The following is a 23,124-nucleotide window of genomic DNA, read 5'->3' as shown; positions in this document are numbered from 1 at the left end:
TGTTGACGTTGGCGCGCCCGTTAAAATCGCCACAGACGGGTAATTAGCAGCACCCCGGCACAGGTGAGCCCCACAATCAGCGCCAGCCAGAAACCGCTGGCTCCCAGAGCGGGCACCAGCGAGTCGGTAAAAGTCAGCACGTATCCCAGCGGCAGGCAAATGCCCCAGAAAGAAAGCAGCATAATGCCCAGGGGAATGCGCGTGTCCTTGTAACCGCGCAACGCACTGATGGCGGTGACCTGAAGAATATCGGCCAACTGAAAAATGGCTGCAAAGATCAGCAGCCGACTGCCCACCGCAATTACCTCCGGGTCACTGGTATACAGGCTGACTAGAAACTCTCGTCCAAATAGCAGTACCGGAATATGCACCATGGCGATGCCCAGCCCCAGCAGAAGAGTCGTGCGGGCCAGCAGTCGGGCAGTGTCCGGGGTTTGGGCACCCATGAGAAAGCTCACCCGCAGGGTCAGGGCGAAGCCCAGGCTCAGAGGCACCATAAACACCACGGCGGTGATGTTGAGTACGATCTGGTGGCCGGCCACGACCACCGCCCCCAGTGGCGCCAGGAAAAGGGCGATGACCCCGAACATGCTCACCTCCACAAACATGCTGGCCCCGATGGGCAGACCCAGGCGCAGCAGCTGCTGAATTCGGCTCCAACTGGGCGCGACCCAGTCGCCAATCAAGTGAAAGCGGCGGTAATGCTTACTGAAGTGGAGGTACACCAGCATGATCAGCGCCGCGGCGGTATTGGAAATCGCCGTGGCCCAGCCGCAGCCAATGCCCCCAAGCTCCGGTAGGCCGAATTCGCCGTAAATCAGCACATAGTTCAGGGGCAGATTAATCAGCGCCGAGAGCAGGGAAATCACCATAATGACCCGGGTGTGGCCCAAGCCATCGGTCAGCCCCCTAAGGGACATAATCAGCAGCAGTGCCGGCACCCCCCAGACAAAGGCCTGGAGGTAGCCCGCGGCGATGTGCGCGGTTTCCTCGCCCAGGCCCAGTAGCGGCAGCAGGGGCCCGGCGCTCAGCAGCAGGGCGATCATCAGCACCGTGGAGGCTGCCGCAATGTAGAGGCCCTGCCAGGTCACCGGCATAATTTGCTCGCTCTCGCCGGCGCCCTTGTGGCCTGAAATAGTCGGTTGCTGGGCGCTGAGTACCCCAAAAAAGAACAGCAGCAGGGGGGACCAGAGACTGGTCCCAATACCCACGGCGGCCAAGTCCTCGGCCCGGTAGTGTCCGGCCATGACCGTGTCGATAACCCCGTTGGCCATCTGCGCCAGTTGCGCCACCACAATCGGGCCGCCCAGCAGGGCCAGAGTCTTCCACTCGGTCAGAACCTGCGCGACGCGACCGTCGCTTGGGCGCGTGGGAAGTGGCTGGTGTTCTTCGTCCATCGGTACGGCGTTCCTGGTCGAGGCGTTTTCGGGTCAAGGGTGTGGGCGGAACACTATACCCGAGTTGGGCGGGGCTTTGGCAAAGCCCTTGACCTTAATCCAGAGGCCAGGACAATAGAGCAGCGTTCTACCTGATCAACGGCGGATAAGCTGTAGGCGCATCCGCCGCCAAAAACGCAGGACCACCCACATAACTGTCATCTTTCCGGAGCCTCTAACTTGGCCACCAAACCCAAAACTAAAACCGCCTACGTCTGCAACGAATGCGGCGCCGATTTCACCAAGTGGCAGGGCCAGTGCAGCGAGTGCGGCACTTGGAACAGCCTGTCCGAGGTGCGCCTCGGGCCCACGCCGTCCAACCGCACGGCGCGGTTTGAAGGTTATGCCGGCGCCGCCAGTGGGCAGGTGCAGACCCTGGCCGACATCAGCCTCGAAGATCTGCCGCGGCTGAGTTCCGGGGCGGGGGAATTTGACCGGGTGCTCGGTGGCGGCTTTGTGGCCGGCTCGGTGGTGCTGATTGGCGGCCACCCCGGCGCGGGTAAAAGTACCCTGCTGTTGCAAACACTGTGTCACCTGGCCTCGCGCATGTCCGCGCTCTATGTCACCGGAGAGGAGTCGATGCAGCAGGTGGCCATGCGGGCTCAGCGCTTGGGCGTGCCCACCGATGAGCTGCGGATGCTGAGCGAAACCAGCGTGGAGACCATTTGCGCCACGGCCCAGAAGCTGGCGCCCAAGGTCATGGTGGTGGACTCCATTCAGGTGGTGCACATGACCGATATTCAGTCCGCCCCCGGCTCGGTTTCCCAGGTGCGCGAAAGCGCGGCGTACCTTACCCGCTTTGCCAAACAGACCGGTACCGTCGTCATACTGGTAGGGCACGTGACCAAAGACGGCTCGTTGGCCGGCCCCAAAGTTCTGGAGCACATGATCGACTGCTCTATTTTACTGGAGGGGGATAACGATTCACGCTTTCGCACCCTGCGCGGCACTAAAAACCGTTTTGGCGCCGTGAATGAATTGGGTGTGTTTGCGATGACCGAGCAGGGCATGAAAGCGGTTAACAATCCCTCGGCCATCTTCTTGCAGCGGGCCGATGAAATCTCCTCCGGCTCTGTGGTTATGGTGATGTGGGAGGGCACCCGCCCTTTGCTGGTGGAGATTCAGGCCCTGGTGGATGACAGCCACACCGGCAATCCGCGCCGGGTGGCCGTGGGGCTGGACCAAAACCGCTTGGCCATGCTGTTGGCGGTGCTGCACCGCCACGGCGGCATTATGATGGCGGACCAGGATGTGTTCGTAAATGTGGTCGGTGGTGTTCGGGTTATGGAAACCAGCGCCGACCTCGCGCTCTTGCTCGCGATCGTCTCCAGTTTTCGCGACCGGGCGTTGCCGCAGGATTTGATGGTGTTCGGGGAAGTGGGGTTGTCCGGCGAAATCCGGCCGGTGCCCAGCGGCCAGGAACGCTTGCGCGAAGCGGCCAAGCACGGGTTTAAAAAAGCCATTGTGCCCAAAGGCAACGCACCGCGCGAGAAAAAAGAGGGGCTGGAAGTGATCGCGGTGCGAACTTTATCCGAAGCACTGGATGCGATCGATTAGTTCGGGGCTCTTATCATTCGGTTTCCAGTGTCGTTCGGTTCCTGGTCTGATGGAGGCTTCTATCGTCCCGTGCTCCTACAATGTTACGGTAGTGCGAATTAGCGCAAGCGTAATCCGACAACCGAACGCTGCAGCCGAGATCGAGCAGTCTCGAGCGATCGCTCCAAAAGTCTGAAACTTGCACTATAGTCAAGAGAGCGCCCGGTGTTGCCCAAACACCCTGGAACCATCCTATATCATTCACGTGAGGAATAATTGAAAACAAGGGCTTCTCGCCGGTGGCTCTCGCCGTTTGATGGAAAACTAAAGGAGGATACCGTGGCAAAGCGACTACCGCTTTACTTGGGGGCATCAGCGCTCTCCACTCTCAGCTTGGCGCTGCCGTTGCAAACCCTGGCTGAAAGCAACTTCTCAGCGGGCATCTGGGGTACCTATGCCTATCTGCCCGATGATGAAACCAGCAAAGACACTTGGGGCGCCTTCGAAGGCGAAGCCCTGATTCTTTACGCCGATGGCGTGGCGGACGAGGGGGAGGGCCGCTGGCTTTATTCCGCCGAAATGCGCCTCGGCCCCGGTAGTTTTACTGACCCGGCCAACAACTCCACCGGTGATCAGTTCACCCTGCATAAGGCCTGGGTCGGGTGGCAACTTAATGACGACCATGTGATCAGGGTCGGGAAAAGTCAAGTTCCCTTCGGGTGGAAAACTTACAATTTTTGGCCCGGTGACATCTTGTTGGCCGGGTTCGGCGACCAGATGGATGTCGGTGTCAAACTCTCGGGGGAGCGCGGGCGCTGGGATTACGACGCGGCGCTTTACCTTGCCGATGACTGGGGCTCCACCAGCACCGATACCGTGGATGATAATGGTCATTGGGGCAGCTCCAACACCTTTCGTAAAGTTCAGACTTGGGTGGGTAACCTCGAGTACGGTTTCCTTGAAAACCAGACACTCGGGCTGTCGCTGCAAACCGGTAAACTACAGGATTTGACCGATGCCGATCCGGGCATGCCGGGAGCGCAGCGCTGGAATGATAGCGTGGATGGCGACCATCAGGCTGCCGTTGTTCACTATCAGGCAAGCTGGGATCAATGGTACGCCAAGGCCTCCTGGATCACTATGGAGCGCGAGCTTCCCTCGCGTTATGTCGATGGCGCCGGGCTGGCTCCCACTATCGAAAACAGCCGGTTCGCCGCCGAAATAGGCTATGACGTGGGTGACTGGTCTTACTACGTGGACTTTAGTCAGGCCCGGCCGGACACCGCCGGATCGACCGCCGATAACGTGACCTCCATCGCCCCCGGCTTTCGTTACGACTATGGCCCAGGCTGGGTCTACGTTGAATACCTCACTCAGGACGGTTTCGTCGATCGTAACGGTCAGGTGGGCGAAGGGGATTTCGATGCGCTGTACGTGTCCCTGGACTTCTACCTTTGACGCCCATTATCTATAACGCCTCCTATCGGTTTCCTAGTGGTGAACCGGTAGCTCTATAACCCAAGCAAGGTGGCACTATGTCTGATGAAAGTAACAAAAGCGCCAACCCCAGCTGGATCAAAATCAACCCGCCGGTTTTTTATGGCGCGGCCATTCTCAGTCTGATCTTTGTGCTGGGTACCATTATCGCGCCGGAGCGGGCGAGCACGTTGTTCGGGGCGGTGCAAAGTTGGGTCGTCCACACCGCGGGGTGGTTTTATATTCTCGCGGTGGCGTTGTTCCTGATTTTTGTGGTCGTTCTAGCCTTTTCCAGTTATGGGCGAATCAAACTCGGCCCGGATCACAGTGAGCCCGACTATAGCTATGTGTCGTGGTTCGCCATGCTCTTTTCCGCGGGCATGGGCATCGGTTTGATGTTCTTTGGCGTGGCCGAGCCGGTCATGCATATGATGACTCCGCCTGCGGGTGATGCCGCCACGGCGGACGCGGCGCGCGAAGCCATGCGCATTACCTTCTTTCACTGGGGGATGCACGCCTGGGCCATTTATGCGGTGGTGGCCTTGTCACTTGCCTATTTTGCCTTCCGCCAGAATCTGCCGTTGACCATTCGCTCCTCCTTGTACCCGTTGATCGGTGAAAAAATTCATGGGCCCATTGGCCACGCCGTGGATATTTTCGCGGTGCTGGGCACGCTCTTTGGCGTGGCCACCTCCCTGGGGCTAGGAGTCATGCAGATCAACTCCGGTCTGGGCTATCTGTTTGACGTCCCGACCAACGTCGGCGTGCAGATTATGCTGATCGCCTTCATCACGATGCTGGCAACGATTTCCGTGGTGATGGGGCTCGATGGGGGCATTCGCCGGGTTTCCGAGTTGAATATGATTTTGGCGGTAATTCTGGTGGTGTTTGTCCTTGTGGCAGGGCCGACGGTCTATCTGCTGCAAACGTTTGTTCAGAACACCGGTTACTACCTGTCTAAAATCGTCGACACCACGTTTAACCTCAACGCCTATGAGCCCAAGGATTGGCTGGGGGGCTGGACCCTGTTCTACTGGGGGTGGTGGATTGCCTGGTCTCCGTTCGTGGGCATGTTCATCGCTCGCGTCTCCCGTGGCCGGACCATTCGCGAATTCGTGGTGGGTGTTCTGGCGGTGCCGGTAGGCTTTACCTTTTTGTGGATGACCGTTTTTGGCAATACCGGCATTCACATGATTCTCGAGCAGGGTTTGGTCGAGCTGGCGGATGCGGTTGCGGCGGACTCCTCGGTGGCGCTGTTCCAGTTCTTTGAGTATTTGCCTCTGTCCACCCTTTTTTCCTTTCTCGCCACGATTCTCGTAGTGACCTTCTTTGTCACGTCCTCGGATTCCGGCTCGCTCGTGGTAGATATGCTGACCTCAGGCGGCGCCGGAGATGAGTCACCGGTGTGGCAACGGATTTTCTGGTCGGTTACTGAGGGAGTCATAGCCGCCGCTTTGTTGCTGGCGGGCGGGTTGAGCGCCCTGCAAACCGCGACCATCGCCAGCGCCCTGCCCTTCACCATCATTATGCTGTTAATGTGCTGGGGCCTGTTGCGCGCGCTTCGCTTGGAGCTGGTCAAAAAGACCAGCCTTAGGGACGCCATGCTGGCGCCTCGTATTCTGACTCAGCCCAACTCCTGGCAACAGCGTTTGAGCCGTATTGTTCGCCACCCCAAGCGCCAGGAAGTGCTGAGCTTTATGAATGGCACGGTCAAACCCGCGTTGGAACAAGTGGCCGAAGAGTTTGAGAAGCAGTCTCTGCGGGCGGCGGTGGCGCAAGACGATCAGGATCGCATTTGGATCGAGGTCTCTCATGGGGAGGAGATTGACTTCTTCTACTCCGTGCATGCTCGCCCCTACACACCGCCCACTTTTGTAATGAGTGATGTGCGCCGTAAACGGGGGGAGGAACTACGCTACTTCCGTGCTGAAGTATATTTGCGCGAAGGTGGCCAGGACTATGACCTTATGGACTGGACCCGTGAGCAGGTGATTGCCGATGTGATTGATCAGTACGAGAAACACATGCACTTCCTGCAAGCCATGCGTTAAGGGCTTTATTGATTTATCCTACCAATGTTTTTCGCGCCGATCTTCCACTGGAGGTCGGCGCGAAAATTTTCTCATCCTGTTAACTGTGCCACAAACGTAACAATCGGTGGCATCGCTTACCACCCTTTACTGGTGAAAAGGCTCAGAGGGACTATGATTTGCTCCCTGCGTCAATTCGCATCAGCCTTAGGGTGAATGTATGGCAACAATAAAAATAAGCGGAAAATGGAGCATGGTCGGTTTAACGGTGTCCACACTGTGGGCGTCACCGGTGGTCGCTCATGTCAAATGGTTCTCCGAGCCCGCATCGGGGGCTACCCATCGCGGTATGCCGGAGCCGGCGACGTTGATCATAGTGGGTGTTTTATTGGCGGCAGGGCTTTTCCTGGCAAAAGCGGTGGACGCCGTTGCGCATCAGTATTCATTGACGCCCCGTCGGCTCTACAGTCGCTCGACCCGGCCACTGCGGTTGGTGTATTACCTAATTGCGATTTACTTTCTCGGCGCGGCCATTACCAACACCTTTCTGGCGCCGCATATTCACATGCCGGAGCCGCTCCTTTACGCGGGCGTGGCGGCGCAACTGGTTATTTACAGTGGTCTGTTGCTCGACCGCGGTCGGGGGCTTTGCGCTGCTCTCATTGTCTTGTTGTTTGTCGCGGCGAGCGTGTCGGACCCGCTGTTCGTTCTCGAATACCCACTACTGCTGGCATTGGCCTGGATCGTTCTGTTTGCCGATGAGCGACCCTCCCCCCTTGGGTTGCTGTTGGTGCGTTTGCTGCTTGGCTTCTCGCTGGTGAGTTTGGCGTTTACCGAAAAGCTTAATGATCCCATGCGCGCGCTATCCCTGCTTGAGCAGTACGACTTCAACTTTATGGCTCAGGCCGGGCTGAACTACAGTGACAGGCTATTCGTCTATTCGGCCGGCTTGGTGGAACTGTTGATTGGACTGGTCTTTCTGGCGGGCTGGGTACCCCGTTTAACGGTGGCGGTGTTGTTTATGTTTATGGTGGCCACCAACAGTTATTTTTTCTCAATCGGGGAGCATCAAATGGCCTGGGTGGAACTGATTGGTCACCTGCCTATTTTCGCCTGCGGCATTTTGCTGTTGTTTTACCAACCGGCGCCGGAGATACGCAAAGCGCCGGTTAATCTTCGGGGCGGGAAAGCAGCAACGCCAACAACACCTGGTCGACTTCGCTGAGCGGGCAGTACTCAACGCCGGCGTAATCGGCGTCCCGATAAACCATGGTGCCGCGCAACCTCAAGCACTTGCGCGGCTGGTGGTCCAGCAACTCGCTCACATCGGGCGAGGACACCTCTTCAAGCTCTACCGTCAGTTTAATTTCATCTCCTTCGCGCAGAGGGTGTTCATTGTCCATCGCGAGACACGCCCCTGTGAAGGACATATCCAACAGCCTTACATCCCACCCACGGCTGTCGTGTAGCACTTGAGCGCGAGCATGAACCGGGTAACGGGAGTGTTCGCGGCGGTCGGGGGGAGCCATTGCGGGCATGGGGGTCTCCTCTACAGCGTCGTGATCAGGGGGTGGCGGCGTGGATTAGCTCCGAAAGCTCGCGTTCCATTACCGCCGGATCTCCGACGTTTAACTCCACCAGTCGCCGTAAGTGCTGGATGCTTTCCAGATCGATCGTTTCGCAGGCCACGCCGATGCGGCCCGGCTCGCGGTGGGCAATTCGCCCCTCCATGGCAATGTCGACATTGTCATTAAGGCGAATGTTCAGAGAAAGAGAAGTGCTGACGTCGAAAGCGGTATTATCCGGTACGGCGAGTAGGGCCCCTTTTAGGGAAATGTCGAGCACTTGTGCATCCACGCTTAGCGCGCCCTGGCTCAGTTCGGCTGGCGCGTTAAAGTGAATGCGGCTGAACGGGCGGCGTTCAACAAATTCCGTCATACCGTATCTCTCCAAAAAGGTTGCCCTTTTTTAGTCAGGGGCTACCCCTTAATTGTAGCGTCTTTTCTAATGGGAACAAGCGGCGGTTTGCGTGTGGCGAGTGGGGTTCCCTATAATCCCGCGCTTACCAACGGCAACGGAAACCACTATGACCCAGCGGCGCATCGGCATTGATCTTGGCGGCACCAAAACCGAAGTGATTCTTCTAAACGGCGACAGCGAGACCTTGTTTCGCACTCGCATCCCCACCGTTCGGGATGATTATGCCGCCACCGTTGAGGCAATCAGTGGGTTGGTTGAGCAAGCGGAGGCCCAGGCCGGGGCCGGGGCGTTGCCCGTGGGGGTGGGCATTCCGGGCTCCGTATCCCGCAAGACCGGTCTGGTCAAAAACGCCAACTCCACGTGGCTCAACGGTAAACCCCTTCAGGCGGACCTTTCCAAACGACTGGGGCGGGAGGTGAAGGTCACCAATGACGCCAACTGCCTGGCGGTCTCCGAAGCGACCGACGGTGCCGCGGCCGGCTACGAGTATACATTTGCGGCCATCCTGGGCACCGGCTGCGGGGCGGGCCTGGCTCGCCGTGGCGAGGCGGTGGCCGGCCCCAACGGGGTGGCCGGCGAGTGGGGTCACAACCCCTTGCCCTGGACGTCTGAAACCGAGCTTCAATCCCGCCGGTGCTACTGTGGCCGTTTTGGCTGTCAGGAGACCTTCCTCTCCGGCACGGGCTTGTGCCTGTCCTATGAACGTATGACGGGCGAGACTCTCCAGGGTAGCGAAATAGCCGAGCGGGCCGAGGCCGGCGAGCGGGCGGCGGTCATGGTTATCAATGATTATATCGAGTGCTTGGCGCGCGGGTTCGCTGCGGTGATTAACGTGCTCGACCCGGATGTGATTGTCGTGGGGGGCGGGGTGTCCAACATGGCGGCAATCTACGACCGCGTTCCAGCGCTGCTGCCGAACTACGTGTTTGGAGGGGAGTGCGACACTCCGGTGGTCCGCGCGGTGCACGGCGACTCCAGTGGTGTCAGAGGCGCCGCCTGGCTCAACCCCCTCAACGCTTGATGCCGGGGGTGAGCCTTCAGCGGCTCGGAAGGACACAGCCTTCAGCGGCTCGTAAGGACACAGCCTTCAGCGGCCCGTAAAGTAAAACCCTTAGCCGAACAGGGAGAAGCTCTCCACGTTCAGCCACAGATGCACCAGAATGCCGGCGGCGTAGCCCAGGGCGATGACCGGAGCCCATTTCAGGTGGCCGAAAAAGGTATAGGCCCCGCGCGCCTGGCCCATCAGTGCCACCCCGGCGGCCGAGCCGATGGACAGCAGACTGCCCCCCGTACCCGCAGTGAGGGTGATTAGCAGCCACTGGCCGTGGGACATTTCCGGCTCCATGGTCAGTACCGCAAACATCACCGGAATGTTATCGATGAGGGCTGAGGCGACCCCCAGCGTGATGTTGGCAAACGTCGGGCCGAAACCGTTGTAGAGCACGTCGGACATCAGCGCCAGGTAGCCCATAAAGCCCAGCCCCCCCACGCACATCACCACGCCATAGAAGAACAGCAGCGTATCCCACTCGGCGCGTGCCACCCGGTTGAACACATCAAAGGGCACCACGCTGCCCAGGCGGCGCAGCGCCGCCTCGTCCCCGGCTTGTTCGGCCAGGGCACGCTTGCGAGCGAGGGAGCCGGGCAGCGTGCGGCGCAGGAAAAAGCCAAAAAACTGCAGGTAACCCAGCCCCATCATCATGCCCGCCACCGGCGGTAAATGCAGAAAGGTGTGGTAGCAGACGGCGGTGGCAATGGTGAGCAGGAACAGGGCCATAATGCGCAGGGCACCGCGCTTGAGCTCCACCTCCTCGTACACCGCCGCCGGTTTGCGGTCTTCCACGAAAAAGCTCATCACCAGCGCGGGGATGGCGTAATTCACCAGGGAGGGCAGGAACAGGCTGAAGAACTCCTGGAACTTGACGATGCCGGCCTGCCACACCATCAGCGTGGTGATATCGCCAAAGGGGCTGAAGGCACCGCCGGCGTTCGCCGCTATCACAATATTGACGCAGCACAGGTTGATAAAGCGGTTGTCTTCCGGTGCCATCTTGATGACCACGGCACACATCAGCAGGGCGGTGGTAAGGTTATCAGCGATGGGTGAAATGAAAAAAGACAGCAGGCCGGTCAACCAGAACAGGGTCTTGTAGTTGAAGCCCTTGCGCACCATCCACGCCCGCAGCACATCGAACAGGCGGCGCTCTTCCAGGGCGTTGATATAGGTCATCGCCACCAGCAGGAACAGCATCAGTTCGGCAAATTCCAACAGCGTATGGCGGAAGGCGTATTCCGATTCAGCGGCCATGCCGCCCTGAACGTAGACCCAACCGATGAGCATCCAGATGATACCGGCGGCGACCAGCACCGGTTTGGATTTGCGCAGGTGAAGCTTTTCCTCACTCATTACCAGGATGTAGGCGAGGGTGAAAACGGCCAGGGCGAAGTAGCCGACGCCGCTGGAGGTAAGATCAATGCTGCCCACGGCAGCGGACACGGACGGGCTGAGCAGAGCCAGTAGCAGGCCCAGCAGTCCAGAAACAGAGAGAGTGTTCTGAGGCATCTTGGCTTCCGTATGTAAGAGCGGAATTAGGTGACAGAAGGGGTGAAAAAGCGCGACGAATATTAGCACAAATGAGGACGGGATGCTCGCGCCTGGTTCGACCGCTAGAAGGGGCTGTTTTGGTCGAAAATTGTCACCTCTGGCCGGGAATTGTCATTTTTGCGGAGTAAGTGGCGTGCGAAGTGTCTATTCGGTCTCAGTAATTGCCTGAGCTCGAGTGTAGTCTTGCCAAATCATTAGAGGTATTGAAACAGGGGTAACACCATGGCGCTGTTAATGCGTTCCGCACCCACCGCTGACACCGAAGCCCGCGACTGGGTGGTCACCGAAATTCCGCCCGAGCAGTTTAGTAGTCACCGTTCCGCTATGGCCCAGGGCAGTTGGATGGGCTGGTTTGATATGGCGGTTTGGCTCAAAACTCCGGCCGGCGCCATGCAGCCGTTGCAACTTGAGCTAGTCTACCGAGACGGCTCGGGCGAACACCGGGTTCCGGTGGACCGCTGTCCCGCCGGAGGCCATCGTACCGTTTTGCTGAACGCCGCCTTGCCCTTGTCATTTTCCGGACGGGTTAGTTGGGCAGCGTTTGTGCTTAAGCGGCTCGCGCCGGAAATTAAAGTCAGCCTGGATCTTTCCCACCTGGTGCCTCAGGAGCGCCGAGCCACACGGACTGACTAAAAACTAACCCGGTGCTGTTTCACTTGCTATACTGAGGGCTCTAACCGGAGCCCCCCTGATGCTCGGAAGCCGCTGCTTTATCGTCGTTGTCCTTTTCTGGAAGCTGTGCACCCCCGCCCTGGCGGAGGAGGTGTCGCTCGGCACCAACGTGTCGGATTTTGACCAGTTCTACAACCGCGGGGGCGGCTCCATTAAGCACGTTCAGTGCATCTTCTCCAAGCTCGGGTATTCGCCCTCGGTCCAGCGCATGCCCTGGCTCCGTGCCCGCCAGGAAGTGTCCACCGGACGGGTAGATGGTTTTTTTACCGCCATCGCCTCGGGGAAAGTGGAAGAGTACGCGGAGCTTTCCGCGCCGCTGGTTCTGGAGAGCTGGTACTGGTACTGGCCCGCCGGTACCGATGAACCAGAGAGTGGGGGGAAGGAGGTACGAATCGGTGCCGTACTGGGCAGTCATCAAGCGCTTTGGCTGGATCAACATGGCTATTCGGTGCATTTGCGGGTTAACTCTCTCCCTCAACTGGTTAAGCTCATGGTCAGTGATCGCATCGACACGTTTGTGGCTGATCGGGAACACATGGGGGCCATTTTGTCCGAGCTCGGGATTGGCTCAGAACGCTATGAGCACCGCTTTATGCGTTACATGCCGCTGGGTGTCTACTTTGGTAATGGGTTTCTGGAAGAGCATCCCGGCTTTCTTGCCCGATTCAATGCCCAGATATTTCCCTGCGCTCCAGCGAGCTTCGTGGTGTCCGCAGAAGAGCAGGCAGAAACTCACCGATGGCTAACCCCCGTTCTGGACGAATGGATTGAAGGTCGGGATCTGGCGAAGACGGTGATCGCCTACAGCGAACAGCGCGAGGGCTGGAGCGCCAAGAAGCGTGAATTGTTGGATGAAGAGTGGCGTGAGGCGTTTCGGCAGGGTAATGGGGAGAGTGTGGGCCGGCTGGTCGATGGTCCCCTTTCGGATGAGTTGCGAGTGCTGGAAGCGGATCAGGGCGGCATATTGACCGAGATTATTGTGACTGACCGACGAGGGTTCAACATCGCGGTAAGCAAGATCACCTCCGACTTTTGGCAAGGTGATGAGGCCAAGTTCACGCAGGCATGGGAGCTTGAGCCGGGCCAACTACAGTTCAGTCCGGTCAGAAACGATGAGTCCACCCAGCGGTTTCAGATCAGCGTAAGCCGCCCGGTCTACCACCCGGAAAGCGGGGCCCCGGTGGGCGTTATCATCGTGGGCGTCGATGTGGAAAAGGCCCTCTCCCGGTGGTTTAACGGCGGCTGACGGAAGGGCGGGCCGTTTAGCCTCGCGAGCCAGCTCCCGTAAAATGCCCCGCAGGTCGGATTAGTCTGGTAGGCGGATTAGGCCCGAAGGGCCGTAATCCGACAATCCACCACAGAGCCTGCTAACGGAGTCCTCGTTACTTCAACGGCTTATACTTCACCCGACGCGGCTGAGCGTCCTCCCCCTTACGCTGCACAAAATCCTCGTGGTACTCGGTGTAGTTGCCTTCAAAGAACACCACCTCGGAATCCCCTTCATACCCCAGTATGTGCGTGGCGACCCGATCCAGGAACCAGCGGTCGTGCGAAATCACCATCACGCACCCGGGGAAGGCCAGAATCGCCTCTTCCAGAGCCCGCAGGGTTTCAATGTCCAGGTCGTTGGAAGGTTCGTCCAACAGCAGCACGTTGGCGCCCTGCTTCAGGGTGTTGGCCAGGTGCAACCGGCCGCGCTCACCGCCGGAGAGTTCACCCACGCGTTTCTGCTGGTCCGAGCCCTTGAAGTTGAACCGGCCCACGTAGGAGCGGGAGTTCACTTCGTAGTTGCCGATGCGCAGAATGTCCTGCCCGTCGGAAATGGCTTCCCACACGGTCTGGTCGTCTTTCAGGTTCTCTCGGCTCTGCTCCACGTAAGCCACATCCACGGTCTCACCCAAGGTAATGGTACCGCTGTCGGGCTCTTCGGTGCCGGCAATCATCCGGAAGAGGGTGGACTTACCGGCGCCATTGCCGCCAACAATACCTACGACCGCCCCTTTGGGCACACTCATGGTCAGGTTGTCGATCAGCAGGCGGTCGCCGTAACCCTTGGAGACGTTCTCCAGCTCAATGACCTTATCCCCCAGGCGTTCGCCCGGCGGAATGTAGATTTCGTTGGTCTCGTTGCGGGCCTGGAATTCCTGGCTCTGCAACTCATCGAACCGGGCCAGGCGAGCCTTGTTCTTGGACTGGCGGCCTTTAGGGTTCTGGCGGACCCACTCCAGCTCGGCCTTGACCGCTTTCTGGTGGGCCGCTTCGGACTTGGACTCCTGCTCCAGGCGCTTCTCTTTCGCCTCCAGCCAGTCGCTGTAGTTGCCCTCGTAGGGAATGCCGTGGCCGCGGTCCAGTTCCAGAATCCAGCCAGCGGCGTTGTCCAGGAAGTAGCGGTCGTGGGTAATGGCCACCACGGTGCCCGAGAACTTCTGCAGGAACTGCTCCAGCCAGAAGACACTCTCGGCATCCAAGTGGTTGGTCGGTTCGTCCAACAGCAGCATGTCCGGCTTGGACAGCAGCAGGCGGCACAGCGCCACCCGGCGACGCTCACCGCCGGAGAGCTTGGTTACCTCCGCGTCCCAGGGCGGCAGGCGCAGGGCGTCCGCGGCCACCTCCAGCATGTGGTCCAGATTGTGGGCGTCCCACGCGGTGATTATGTCTTCCAGCTCACCCTGGCGCTTGGCCAGCGCGTCAAAGTCCGCATCCGGTTCGGCATAGGCCGCATACAGCTGCTCCAGCTCCGCCAGGGCATCCACCGCCTCGCGCACGCCGTCTTCCACGTTGCCGCGCACGTCTTTTTCGGGGTCCAGCTGCGGCTCCTGGGACAGGTAGCCCACGGAAATACCCGGCATGGGCCGCGCTTCGCCGTTGTAGTCCTTATCGACCCCGGCCATAATTTTCAGCAATGTGGATTTACCCGCGCCATTCAGGCCCAAAACACCAATTTTGGCGCCAGGGAAGAACGATAGGGAAATGTCCTTCAGAATCTCTCTTTTGGGTGGCACCACCTTGCCAACCCGGTTCATGCTATAGACGTACTGCGCCATGGGGGGTCATACCTCAATATAAAGAAGGGAGAAACAGAGCTACTATAAAGAAACGCGCAAGGTACCGAAAGCGCGGGAAGAGTGCAATTGGTGGGGCGGCGCATCGGCCGTTATGCGCCATAAGGGCACTGGGGACATTCTCAATATTTCCAATTCGTCTTTGCCGGCGGTGGGGCGCCGAACTACGCTTTAAGTGTCAATGATAATGATTTCACTGACAGCTTGAATCCAAAAAGGAGAATAAAGCCTATGAGAGCCTCTCAAGTCTATGCCCCGCCCATGGCCGTCGTTACCACCGCTGGTCTGCTGCTATTAATGTATTCCTTAATCAACACAAATTTCGAAGCGCCCGTCGTGACCGACCCTCCCAAAATTGAGCCCGTTGTCATGCCGAAAACGGAACTGGAGACCATCTACGACGATGCGCCTGTCAGACCGGACCCGCCGGCGAGCCAGCCTCAGCCGATCACCGAACCCCTGCCGGATACTCAGGTGGCGGCCGTGACGGACATCAGCATAGTGGTGCCGACGGTCGAGCGCGCCGGGACCGACCTTGGCGGCTACAGCGGAGGCGACTTGATGCCGATGGTGAAAGTGGCTCCTCAATATCCGCGTATGGCATTGAACCGAGGCATCGAAGGGTTTGTGACGGTGTCGTATACCGTGACGGAGACCGGCAGAACGAGAAACGTGGTCGTGCTTGAAGGGGTCACCACCGATGGCAGGGCGACATCGGTCTTTGATCGCGCAGCCATTGCCGCGGCCGAGCAGTTCAAGTATCAGCCACGGGTGCAGGACGGAACGGCAGTCGCGGTTCACGGGGTAAAGAATCGTTTTGTCTTTGAGTTGGATTAGTTCCTTCTTCCTCGCTCGCTCGTTGGGCTCTGGTGCCGCCAGGGCCCAACGTCCTTTTCTCCCGGGTCGATGACCTCCGTAGCCTTTAGCCGCTACCTTGGCAGCGGCTAGCCGTGTCCAGAAGCCGGTTCCCCCTATAGGCGCTCGGTTTCCCCAGGGCCGCCCCGTACTTTCCGCGACTAGACTATCCGTTTATTAACCCCTATGATTGCGCTAACATCTTGCGATGGCGCCCCTATCGGCAAAGGTGGCTGACACGGATGTGGCTGACGGACAACGATAAAACCCTATAACGACAAATCAGGAGATAACCGTGGCGGAAGCGAATTCTAGCGAGCGGCTGGCCAAACTGAGCTGGCGCGAGCGCATTGGGTACGGGCTCGGCGATGCCGGCTTCAATTTTTACTGGGCCATTATCGGCTCCTATCTGATCTTCTTTTACACCGACGTGTTCGGTATCAGCGCCGCGGCGGCGGCGACCATGGTGACGGTCACCAAGATTGTCGATGCCTTTACCGATCCGGCCATGGGCGCCATCGCCGACCGGACCCGCAGTCGTTGGGGCAAGTTTCGCCCCTACCTGCTGTTCGGTGCCCTGCCCATGATGGGGGCCGGGCTACTGACCATGGTCACCCCCGACCTGGATGAGTCCGGCAAGCTGGTTTGGGCCTACGCCACCTATATGCTTCTGATGCTGACCTACACCATACTCAACATGCCCTACAACTCCCTCTCGGGCGTGCTGACGGCGGACCCGCAGGAGCGCAATACGCTCAACAGTACCCGTTTCTTCTTCGCCTACTTTACCGGCATCGTCGTGGGCGCGGCGACGCCGGAGCTGGCCGAGTATTTCGGTGGGGGCGATCGCTACAGCCCCATCGGCTGGCAGGTCACCATGAGCATTTATGCGGTGATTGCCTCTATTTTGTTCGTGGTTACCTTCTCCACCACGCGCGAGCGCATCGCGCCACCGGCCGATCAGGAAGCCCAACCCCTGAAGGACTTGAAGGTCCTGGTGACCTGTCGCCCCTGGCTGGTGATCTTCGTTTTGGCCATGGTTATCATGACCACCTTTACCCTGCGCGGTAGCTCCGCCACCTACTACTTCAAGTACTTTGTCGAACGGCCCGACCTGCTGGGCTCCTTCATTGGCCTTCAGGTGCTGGGGCTGATGATCGGGGCCATGTCCGCCTCCACCTTGACTCGTTTTGTGGACAAGGTGAGGCTGCTGATGATCCTAATGGGCATTGTCAGCGTCCTGTGCGTAGCCTTTGCGTTTGTCCCCAAGCCGGATGCCCTCGGCGTGGTGGACGTGGAGGACGCCTCGCGCACCACCCTGGCGGCCGAGGATCTGTTGGGTGAAGCGCATCAGGCGGGCGACACCTATACCTGGACCCGGTATGAGAAGGTGTTCTGGATTATCAAGGACCGGGTGGCCCTGGATAATGCCTCCCCTACGTTGACCCTGGACGGATTGGATAACGAGACCATTAGCGTGATCCGCACCCGGGCCGATGGCACCGAGCTGGATAGCGCCCACATACCGAATGAAATCATCCTGATGTTCGTGCTCAGCATTCTGATCAGCATCGCCCTGGGGCCCAAGGCGCCCATTACCTGGGCCATGTACGCAGACGTGGCGGACTACAACGAGTGGCGCACCGGCCGTCGCGCCACCGGTATGACCTTCTCCGCCACAACCTTCTCGCAGAAGCTCGGAGGCGCCGCCGGCTCGGCACTGATGCTGTCGGTGTTGGCCATGCTCGGATACGAGGCCAACCAGGCCCAGTCCGACGCCTCCCTCGATGGCATTGTCTACATGCAGACACTGGCGCCCGGGGCCTTTGCCTTTATCGCCATTATTGCGCTGATGTTCTATAACCTCACCGGCGAAAAGCTCGATCAGATTCAGAAAGATCTGGCCGCGCGCCGGGAAGACTAAGCTCAACCGTTCTTCCATCCTTATTTGGGCGCACCCGTGGTCGCGGGTGCGCCCCTTCTGTTACAAGAGGTCGTTCATGCTGTTTCCATCCGATCAGGGGCGCCGTTTCAACCTTCAAAGTCCCACCCTTATGCCTCGCGCCGCCGCTTACCTGTGGAACCGGCGCATGATGATCCAAGCTAATTGCCGCGGCTATGCCGTGAGCCAGTTTATGCAACCGGAGCCGGCCAAGTACGCTTATGCGCCCAATCTGGAGGCCAAGACCTTCATGCAGCCGGAGCAGCCCTACTATGCCCACCATCCCGGGCGCTTTGTCTACATCAAAGATGAGGATACCGGCGAGATTTTCTCCGCCCCCTACGAACCGGTGCGCGCGCATTACGACAGTTTTAATTTCTCCGCTGGGCAGAGCGATATTATTTGGCAGATGAGCTGCAACGGTATCGACGTGGAAATGCAGTTGAACTTGACCGCCGAAGATGTGGCTGAATTGTGGGAAATCCGGGTGCGCAACCGCAGTGACCGCCCGCGCAGACTGAGCGTTTACCCCTACTTTACCGTTGGCTATATGAGCTGGATGAATCAGTCCGCCGAATACCGGCCGGAGCTGGGCGCGGTGGTGGCCAGTTGCGTCACGCCCTACCAAAAATATCCCGACTATTTTAAAAATCGATACTTCAAGGATAAGACGTACCTGCTGCATGAACGCGAACCGGTGGCCTGGGATGTACAGCGAGAGAACTTCGAAGGCGAAGGGGGACTACACCAGCCCACCGGCGTGCAGCAAATGCAGCTCGACTGCAATGATGCCCGCTATGAAACGCCGCTGGCGGCCCTGCAGTACCGGCTGGAGCTGGCCCCGGATGCAAGCGAAGCCTACCGCTTCATTTTCGGCCCGGCATTTGACGAGGCTGAGATTGAAACCATCAAGTCGCGCTATTTGTCCGCCAGTGGGTTCGAGCAGGCGCGAATGGACTACGCCCGCTATATCGCTCAGGGCGAGGGCGTGCTTCACATCAACACCCCGGATGAAAACCTGAATGACTTCGTCAACCATTGGCTGCCCCGGCAGGTCTTTTATCACGGCGACGTCAACCGCCTGAGCACCGACCCGCAAACCCGCAATTACCTGCAAGACAACATGGGCATGACCTACATCAAGCCCGAGATCGCCCGCCACGCCTTTGTCCACGCCCTCGGGCAGCAGGAGCCCTCCGGTGCCATGCCCGACGGCATACTGCTGCACGAAGAGGCCGAGCTCAAGTACATCAACCAGGTGCCTCACACCGACCACTGCGTGTGGTTGCCGGTGTGCCTGCGTGCCTACCTTGACGAGACGGATGATCGGGCACTGCTGGATGAACCGGTCTCCGGGCGGGAAGGCCAAAGCTTGACCGTCTTTGAACGCATTAGCCTAGCCATGGACTGGTTGCTTCAGGCGCGTGATGAGCGCGGGCTGAGTTACATTGCACAGGGCGACTGGTGCGACCCCATGAACATGGTGGGCTATAAAGGCAAGGGCGTGTCGGGTTGGCTCTCGGTGGCCACCGCCTATGCGCTCAAACTCTGGGCGGATGTCTGCGAGGAACAAGGGAAGGGCGATTTAGCGGCGCATTATCGCCAAGGCGCCGATGCCATCAATGCTTCGGTCAATAAACACTGTTGGGACGGGGACTGGTACGGCCGGGGCATTACCGATGACGATGTGCTTTTCGGCATCGCAAAAGATCCCGAAGGGCGCATTTTCCTCAATCCCCAAAGCTGGGCCATGCTCGCGGGCACCTGCGATGAGCAACAACGTCAAAAAATGCTTCGGGCGGTGGAAGAACAGTTGGAAACCCCTTACGGGGTGATGATGCTGGCTCCAGCCTTTACCGGTATGCGTGATGATGTCGGGCGGGTGACCCAGAAACACCCCGGGTCGGCGGAAAACGGTTCGGTCTACAACCACGCGGCCGTCTTTTATGTGTTCAGTTTGTTTGAACAGGGCGAAACCGAGCGCGGCTATCGCTTGCTGCGTCAAATGATTCCGGGCCCGGAGCTGGACGATTACCGCCAGCGCGGGCAGATGCCAGTCTACATCCCCAACTACTATCGCGGTGCCTACTATCAGTTCCCGCGTACCGCGGGGCGGTCGAGTCAGCTGTTCAACACCGGTACGGTCAGTTGGGTCTATCGCACTTTGGTGGAAGGCTTGTTTGGGTTAAAAGGCGATGGCGAGGGTTTGCGCATTGATCCCCAGCTTCCGAAGAGCTGGCCCGAGGTTCAGCTCACGCGGCAGTTCCGGGGCGCTACCCTGGATGTGAGCATGCGGCGAGGGGAGGCCGGTGAAGCTCAAGGTATCCGGGTGGACGGCGAACCGCTCGAGGGGAATCGGTTGGCCGGGCTCAAGGCCGGCCAGCGCTATCAAGTGGAAGTGACGCTTCCGGCCTAAAAAAAGAGCGGACTGAAAGTCCGCTCAAGTAAGGAATGTGCGTATAGCCCCGGCAGGGGCTATCGCTGGAGGGCTATCAGTTCGGTGGGCAAGCGCTACCACCGTTGTTGCTGGAGGGGATCTCACCATTTAACTGACGCTGGACGTTGTTGGCCTTTTCGGTGATATAGGACAACAAGCCCGGTGCCGGCCCGTAGGTGTTCGCGCCCCGGCCGCCGGAGATATTGCTGTTATCCGGCAGGTCCTGGGTCAAGGATGTGCGCCATTCATCGTAGGTGAAGTACTTGGTCGGGTCGTCCTGTACATAAGGATCGATCAGATTGGCAATCCGATTGATTTCCTGCTCCATGGTGGCCGGGTTGTAAACCCCGTCCAACAGCTGCTGCAGTTCGCTATGGTACTGCTGGCGCAGAGCGTCGTTATTCAAGAGCGCATCCACCAAGGGCCGTGAGTTGGTGTCGCTGACCGGGTTGTCGATCACATGATCCACCACATCGCAGGTTTGGCCGCCGGAACCGCCCCAGCCGCCTCCACCCCAGCCGCCGCCGAGGCCGTTCATGCCGTCGCCCCACATACCGAAGGCGAGGTTGAAGTCCCAGGGCAGCATGGTGAACTCATCTTTGTAACGTTCCTCATACAGATAGAAGTTGTTGGCTGTTCCACCGATGTAGCTATCCATATTGCCGGTCAACACCAGAGCAGCCAAGTACTTGATCATAAGGTCGTTATCCACGTGCGCCAGCCGGTCGGGCCCATTGTTGAGGGTGTCCAAAAAGCGCAGCAGTGCGTCGCCTTCTTCGGGGGTGCCAATGGTTTCTTCGTTGAGTTTGAGTCGCAGTCCTTCCCGGTAGGTGCTGATGTCGTTGCCCTGCCATTCAAGAGTTTGCATCAGCTCGCCCTTGTAGAGATCGCCCTTATCGTCGTTCTCATCGTCTTCCGGGAAGTGCCGTTCGATAAACTCACTGTCGATCATTTCGATCAGCTGATACAGGCCGATGTGCTCGCCGGCCACCCAAAGGTCCACGTAAGAGGTCCGTGGCGCCGGCACGCCCGCCTCGCGCATGATCTTGTAGGACAGCACATCGCGCATCATGCTCGGGTCAGAGAAGCTGGCGTTGAGTACCAGTTTCTTCATGCCCATGAATTTCTGATCCTCGTACTCGTTCGTATCCACCTTAAAGCCGTAGCGCGTGGTGTTACTCACGAAGTTCAGCGAAGCTTGCCCCTTGGTTCGGAAACCGACGTTATCGATACGAGCGCCATTGAAAACCATGCTAGCCGGATAGTACTCCTCGGCCTGTGGATCGTTCAGAATGGCCTGCCAATCCTGTTGGTCGATTTCGATATCCACCCGGAAGACTTCCTCTTGGGAGAAAAGCACATAGTCGACATTGTCATACCCCGGCGTGGGGTAGAGGATCGTATCGGCGCCGTTGAGCCGGCCGTAACTGCGTCCGTTCTTGCTCTGATCCCGACCCCAGTTAAGATAGTCGACTTCTTCCTCGCCTCTAAACAGGGATACCGAGTCGTCCCGTCCCAGTCCGAAGCTAACATAGGGCGAGCCGTCGGTGACCGGGTCATCACCCGCGAGTACCACTACCTGCTCACCTGGCTGGAGCACCAAGTCCGGTAAAGACTCCAGCGGATTGCTGTCGTCGGTCAGTGAATAGTCGCTCAGGTTAATCGGGTTGGACCCGGTATTGACCAGTTCAACCCAATCCCGGTCATCGTAAAAGGAGGGACGATCAGACTTGGCCACCGCTTCACTGATTCGCAGCGCCGAGTTACCGGTGGGGTTGCCCCGTTCGATGTCTTCACCAGGGGGCGGTGTATACTCTTCATTCGCCGCGCCGGGGGTTGGGTTGAGCGTTTGTTCCGCGCCGCCCAAGCGACCATAGCTGCCTCCTTCCGGGGCGTCCCCGTCAAACCATGACAGGTAATCGACAACGCCACCGTTATAGTACAGCGTTACCTCATCGTCGCTGCCCAGCTTAAAAGGTACGGAGGGGGAGGGTGGGTTCTCATCCTCATCGTCTACCGCCGCAATCACGACGTAGTCACCGGCTTCCAGCACGATGGTGGGTAGCGGCATCAGTTCGCTGTTATCGTCGGCCAACGAGTAAGTACCCAGGTCTACGGGTTGATCACCGTTGTTGTACAGCTCTATCCAGTCATTGCCCTCCAGGAAATCGTCATTGTCGGATTTGGCCACAATTTCGCGAATGACAATGTCGCCGGCTTCATCGGGAGGCGCGATGGAAGAGGACGCGCTGCTAGAAGACGGGCTGGAGGAACTAACAGAGGACGAGCTGCTGGAGAATGAACTGCTAGAGGAGCTGGAGGGGTCGGGTCCGCCCACAATTCCGCCATTGCCGTTCTGAGAGGAACAAGTGTCGGCGCCAACACAGCTTTGGTTACTTTCCCAACCCCAGCCGCTGTTTTGGTTATCACAAAGCGGATAGAGTGAACCGTACCAATCGCACTGCTGCCCGCCGGTGGACGGAGTCGAGCTGCTCGGCGCGCTAGAACTCTGCGAAGGTTGACTTGAGCTGCTGCTACTGGGCGTAGGGGCACTGCTTTCACACACACCGCCGCTTAGCGCGGGAGTCTCCGCGCCACCGCCTTGGGTGTTGAGCTGAAGGCCAAACTCAATCTCCGCGCCTGGTGTTAGGGTGGCGTTCCAACCCAAGTCACTAGCCGTGTAGGGATTGTTGCCACTGATGTTAGCGTTCCAACTGTTGGTGACGGTATTGTTTTGGTATGACCATTCCAAACTCCAACCGTCGATGGTGCTGCCACTATTATTGGTAATACGAATGGTGGCCGTGGCGCCGCCTCCCCATTCATTGGAGACAATGTATTCGCAATCGGCCGTTTGTGCCTGTACGGCCTGAGTCGCGAAAAACGTTATGCCAAGGGCACAGGGAAGTAATCCCCTGCGCAACCTCTTTGCTGATATTTTCATAATTCGGTCCTTATTAGAAACGATTGAACGTCTAAATTGATTGTCAAAAACCACTCTTCGACGCGACGCTATAGTTTTTTAAGGGCGAATTGTGTGTCGCGTAAAACTCCGCTGCGAGTTTTGGCGACGCCCTTAGGTGACCAATCTGC

General features: G+C 58.6%; 16 protein-coding genes. 10 read left to right on the top strand and 6 right to left on the bottom strand.

Annotation, left to right across the window (positions count from 1 at the left end; all coding sequences use genetic code 11):
- Window positions 1-20: 20 nt before the first annotated feature.
- Window positions 21-1,397 carry an MATE family efflux transporter gene (locus AAE514_RS05295; protein ID WP_347330474.1) on the bottom strand — a complete coding sequence of 459 codons (1,377 nt, stop codon included), beginning with the start codon at window positions 1,395-1,397 and terminating at the stop codon, window positions 21-23.
- 219 nt (window positions 1,398-1,616) lie between these two features.
- On the opposite strand from AAE514_RS05295, the gene radA reads away from it, so the two are divergent.
- From radA to AAE514_RS05275, 4 genes are all read left to right on the top strand, one after another.
- Window positions 1,617-2,993, top strand: a complete 1,377-nt coding sequence (gene radA / locus AAE514_RS05290; RefSeq protein ID WP_347330473.1) for a DNA repair protein RadA — start codon at window positions 1,617-1,619, stop codon at window positions 2,991-2,993.
- Window positions 2,994-3,311: 318 nt separating this feature from the next.
- Window positions 3,312-4,430, top strand: coding sequence for a porin (locus AAE514_RS05285; protein ID WP_347330472.1), 1,119 nt, complete (start codon window positions 3,312-3,314; stop codon window positions 4,428-4,430).
- A 77-nt stretch (window positions 4,431-4,507) separates the two neighbouring features.
- Entirely contained in the window at window positions 4,508-6,499 is a 1,992-nt protein-coding gene (locus tag AAE514_RS05280; RefSeq protein WP_347330471.1) for a BCCT family transporter, read from the top strand.
- Between the two features lie 199 nt (window positions 6,500-6,698).
- Window positions 6,699-7,703 carry a DoxX family membrane protein gene (locus tag AAE514_RS05275; RefSeq protein ID WP_347330470.1) on the top strand — a complete coding sequence of 335 codons (1,005 nt, stop codon included), beginning with the start codon at window positions 6,699-6,701 and terminating at the stop codon, window positions 7,701-7,703.
- On the opposite strand, the gene AAE514_RS05270 is transcribed toward AAE514_RS05275, so the two are convergent.
- Window positions 7,648-8,016: a PilZ domain-containing protein gene (locus AAE514_RS05270; protein ID WP_347330469.1), complete on the bottom strand. Its 369-nt coding sequence runs from the start codon at window positions 8,014-8,016 to the stop codon at window positions 7,648-7,650. The genes AAE514_RS05275 and AAE514_RS05270 overlap by 56 nt on opposite strands.
- A gap of 25 nt (window positions 8,017-8,041) precedes the next feature.
- A complete protein-coding gene (locus AAE514_RS05265; RefSeq protein WP_347330468.1) occupies window positions 8,042-8,416 on the bottom strand; it encodes a PilZ domain-containing protein in 375 nt (124 codons plus the stop codon).
- A 148-nt stretch (window positions 8,417-8,564) separates the two neighbouring features.
- On the opposite strand from AAE514_RS05265, the gene AAE514_RS05260 reads away from it, so the two are divergent.
- Window positions 8,565-9,479 carry an ROK family protein gene (locus tag AAE514_RS05260; RefSeq protein ID WP_347330467.1) on the top strand — a complete coding sequence of 305 codons (915 nt, stop codon included), beginning with the start codon at window positions 8,565-8,567 and terminating at the stop codon, window positions 9,477-9,479.
- Between the two features lie 90 nt (window positions 9,480-9,569).
- Here AAE514_RS05260 and nhaD read toward each other — a convergent pair whose 3' ends face one another.
- On the bottom strand, window positions 9,570-11,021 hold the full coding sequence (gene nhaD / locus AAE514_RS05255; RefSeq protein WP_347330466.1) for a sodium:proton antiporter NhaD: 1,452 nt from the start codon (window positions 11,019-11,021) through the stop codon (window positions 9,570-9,572).
- Window positions 11,022-11,285: 264 nt separating this feature from the next.
- Between nhaD and AAE514_RS05250 the strand changes: the two genes are divergently transcribed.
- Window positions 11,286-11,696 (top strand): hypothetical protein, encoded by a 411-nt coding sequence (locus AAE514_RS05250; RefSeq protein WP_347330465.1) that lies wholly within the window; start codon window positions 11,286-11,288, stop codon window positions 11,694-11,696.
- A gap of 58 nt (window positions 11,697-11,754) precedes the next feature.
- A complete protein-coding gene (locus AAE514_RS05245) occupies window positions 11,755-12,981 on the top strand; it encodes a substrate-binding periplasmic protein (protein WP_347330464.1) in 1,227 nt (408 codons plus the stop codon).
- A gap of 136 nt (window positions 12,982-13,117) precedes the next feature.
- Here AAE514_RS05245 and ettA read toward each other — a convergent pair whose 3' ends face one another.
- Entirely contained in the window at window positions 13,118-14,779 is a 1,662-nt protein-coding gene (gene ettA / locus AAE514_RS05240) for an energy-dependent translational throttle protein EttA (RefSeq protein WP_347330463.1), read from the bottom strand.
- Between the two features lie 249 nt (window positions 14,780-15,028).
- On the opposite strand from ettA, the gene AAE514_RS05235 reads away from it, so the two are divergent.
- From AAE514_RS05235 to AAE514_RS05225, 3 genes are all read left to right on the top strand, one after another.
- The gene (locus AAE514_RS05235) at window positions 15,029-15,634 is read left to right on the top strand and encodes an energy transducer TonB (protein WP_347330462.1); all 606 of its coding nucleotides are present in this window, start codon (window positions 15,029-15,031) and stop codon (window positions 15,632-15,634) included.
- 313 nt (window positions 15,635-15,947) lie between these two features.
- Complete coding sequence (locus AAE514_RS05230) at window positions 15,948-17,576, top strand: MFS transporter (protein ID WP_347330461.1); 1,629 nt, start codon at window positions 15,948-15,950, stop codon at window positions 17,574-17,576.
- 76 nt (window positions 17,577-17,652) lie between these two features.
- Complete coding sequence (locus AAE514_RS05225) at window positions 17,653-20,010, top strand: GH36-type glycosyl hydrolase domain-containing protein (RefSeq protein WP_347330460.1); 2,358 nt, start codon at window positions 17,653-17,655, stop codon at window positions 20,008-20,010.
- Window positions 20,011-20,086: 76 nt separating this feature from the next.
- On the opposite strand, the gene AAE514_RS05220 is transcribed toward AAE514_RS05225, so the two are convergent.
- A complete protein-coding gene (locus AAE514_RS05220) occupies window positions 20,087-22,975 on the bottom strand; it encodes a CotH kinase family protein (protein ID WP_347330459.1) in 2,889 nt (962 codons plus the stop codon).
- Window positions 22,976-23,124 lie beyond the last annotated feature (149 nt).

The organism is Marinimicrobium locisalis, from assembly GCF_039822625.1.
In the GTDB taxonomy this organism is placed as follows: Bacteria; Pseudomonadota; Gammaproteobacteria; order Pseudomonadales; family Cellvibrionaceae; genus Marinimicrobium; species Marinimicrobium locisalis.
Note: the sequence above shows the minus strand (reverse complement) of the source record. Positions and strands in the feature narration are given on the sequence as shown.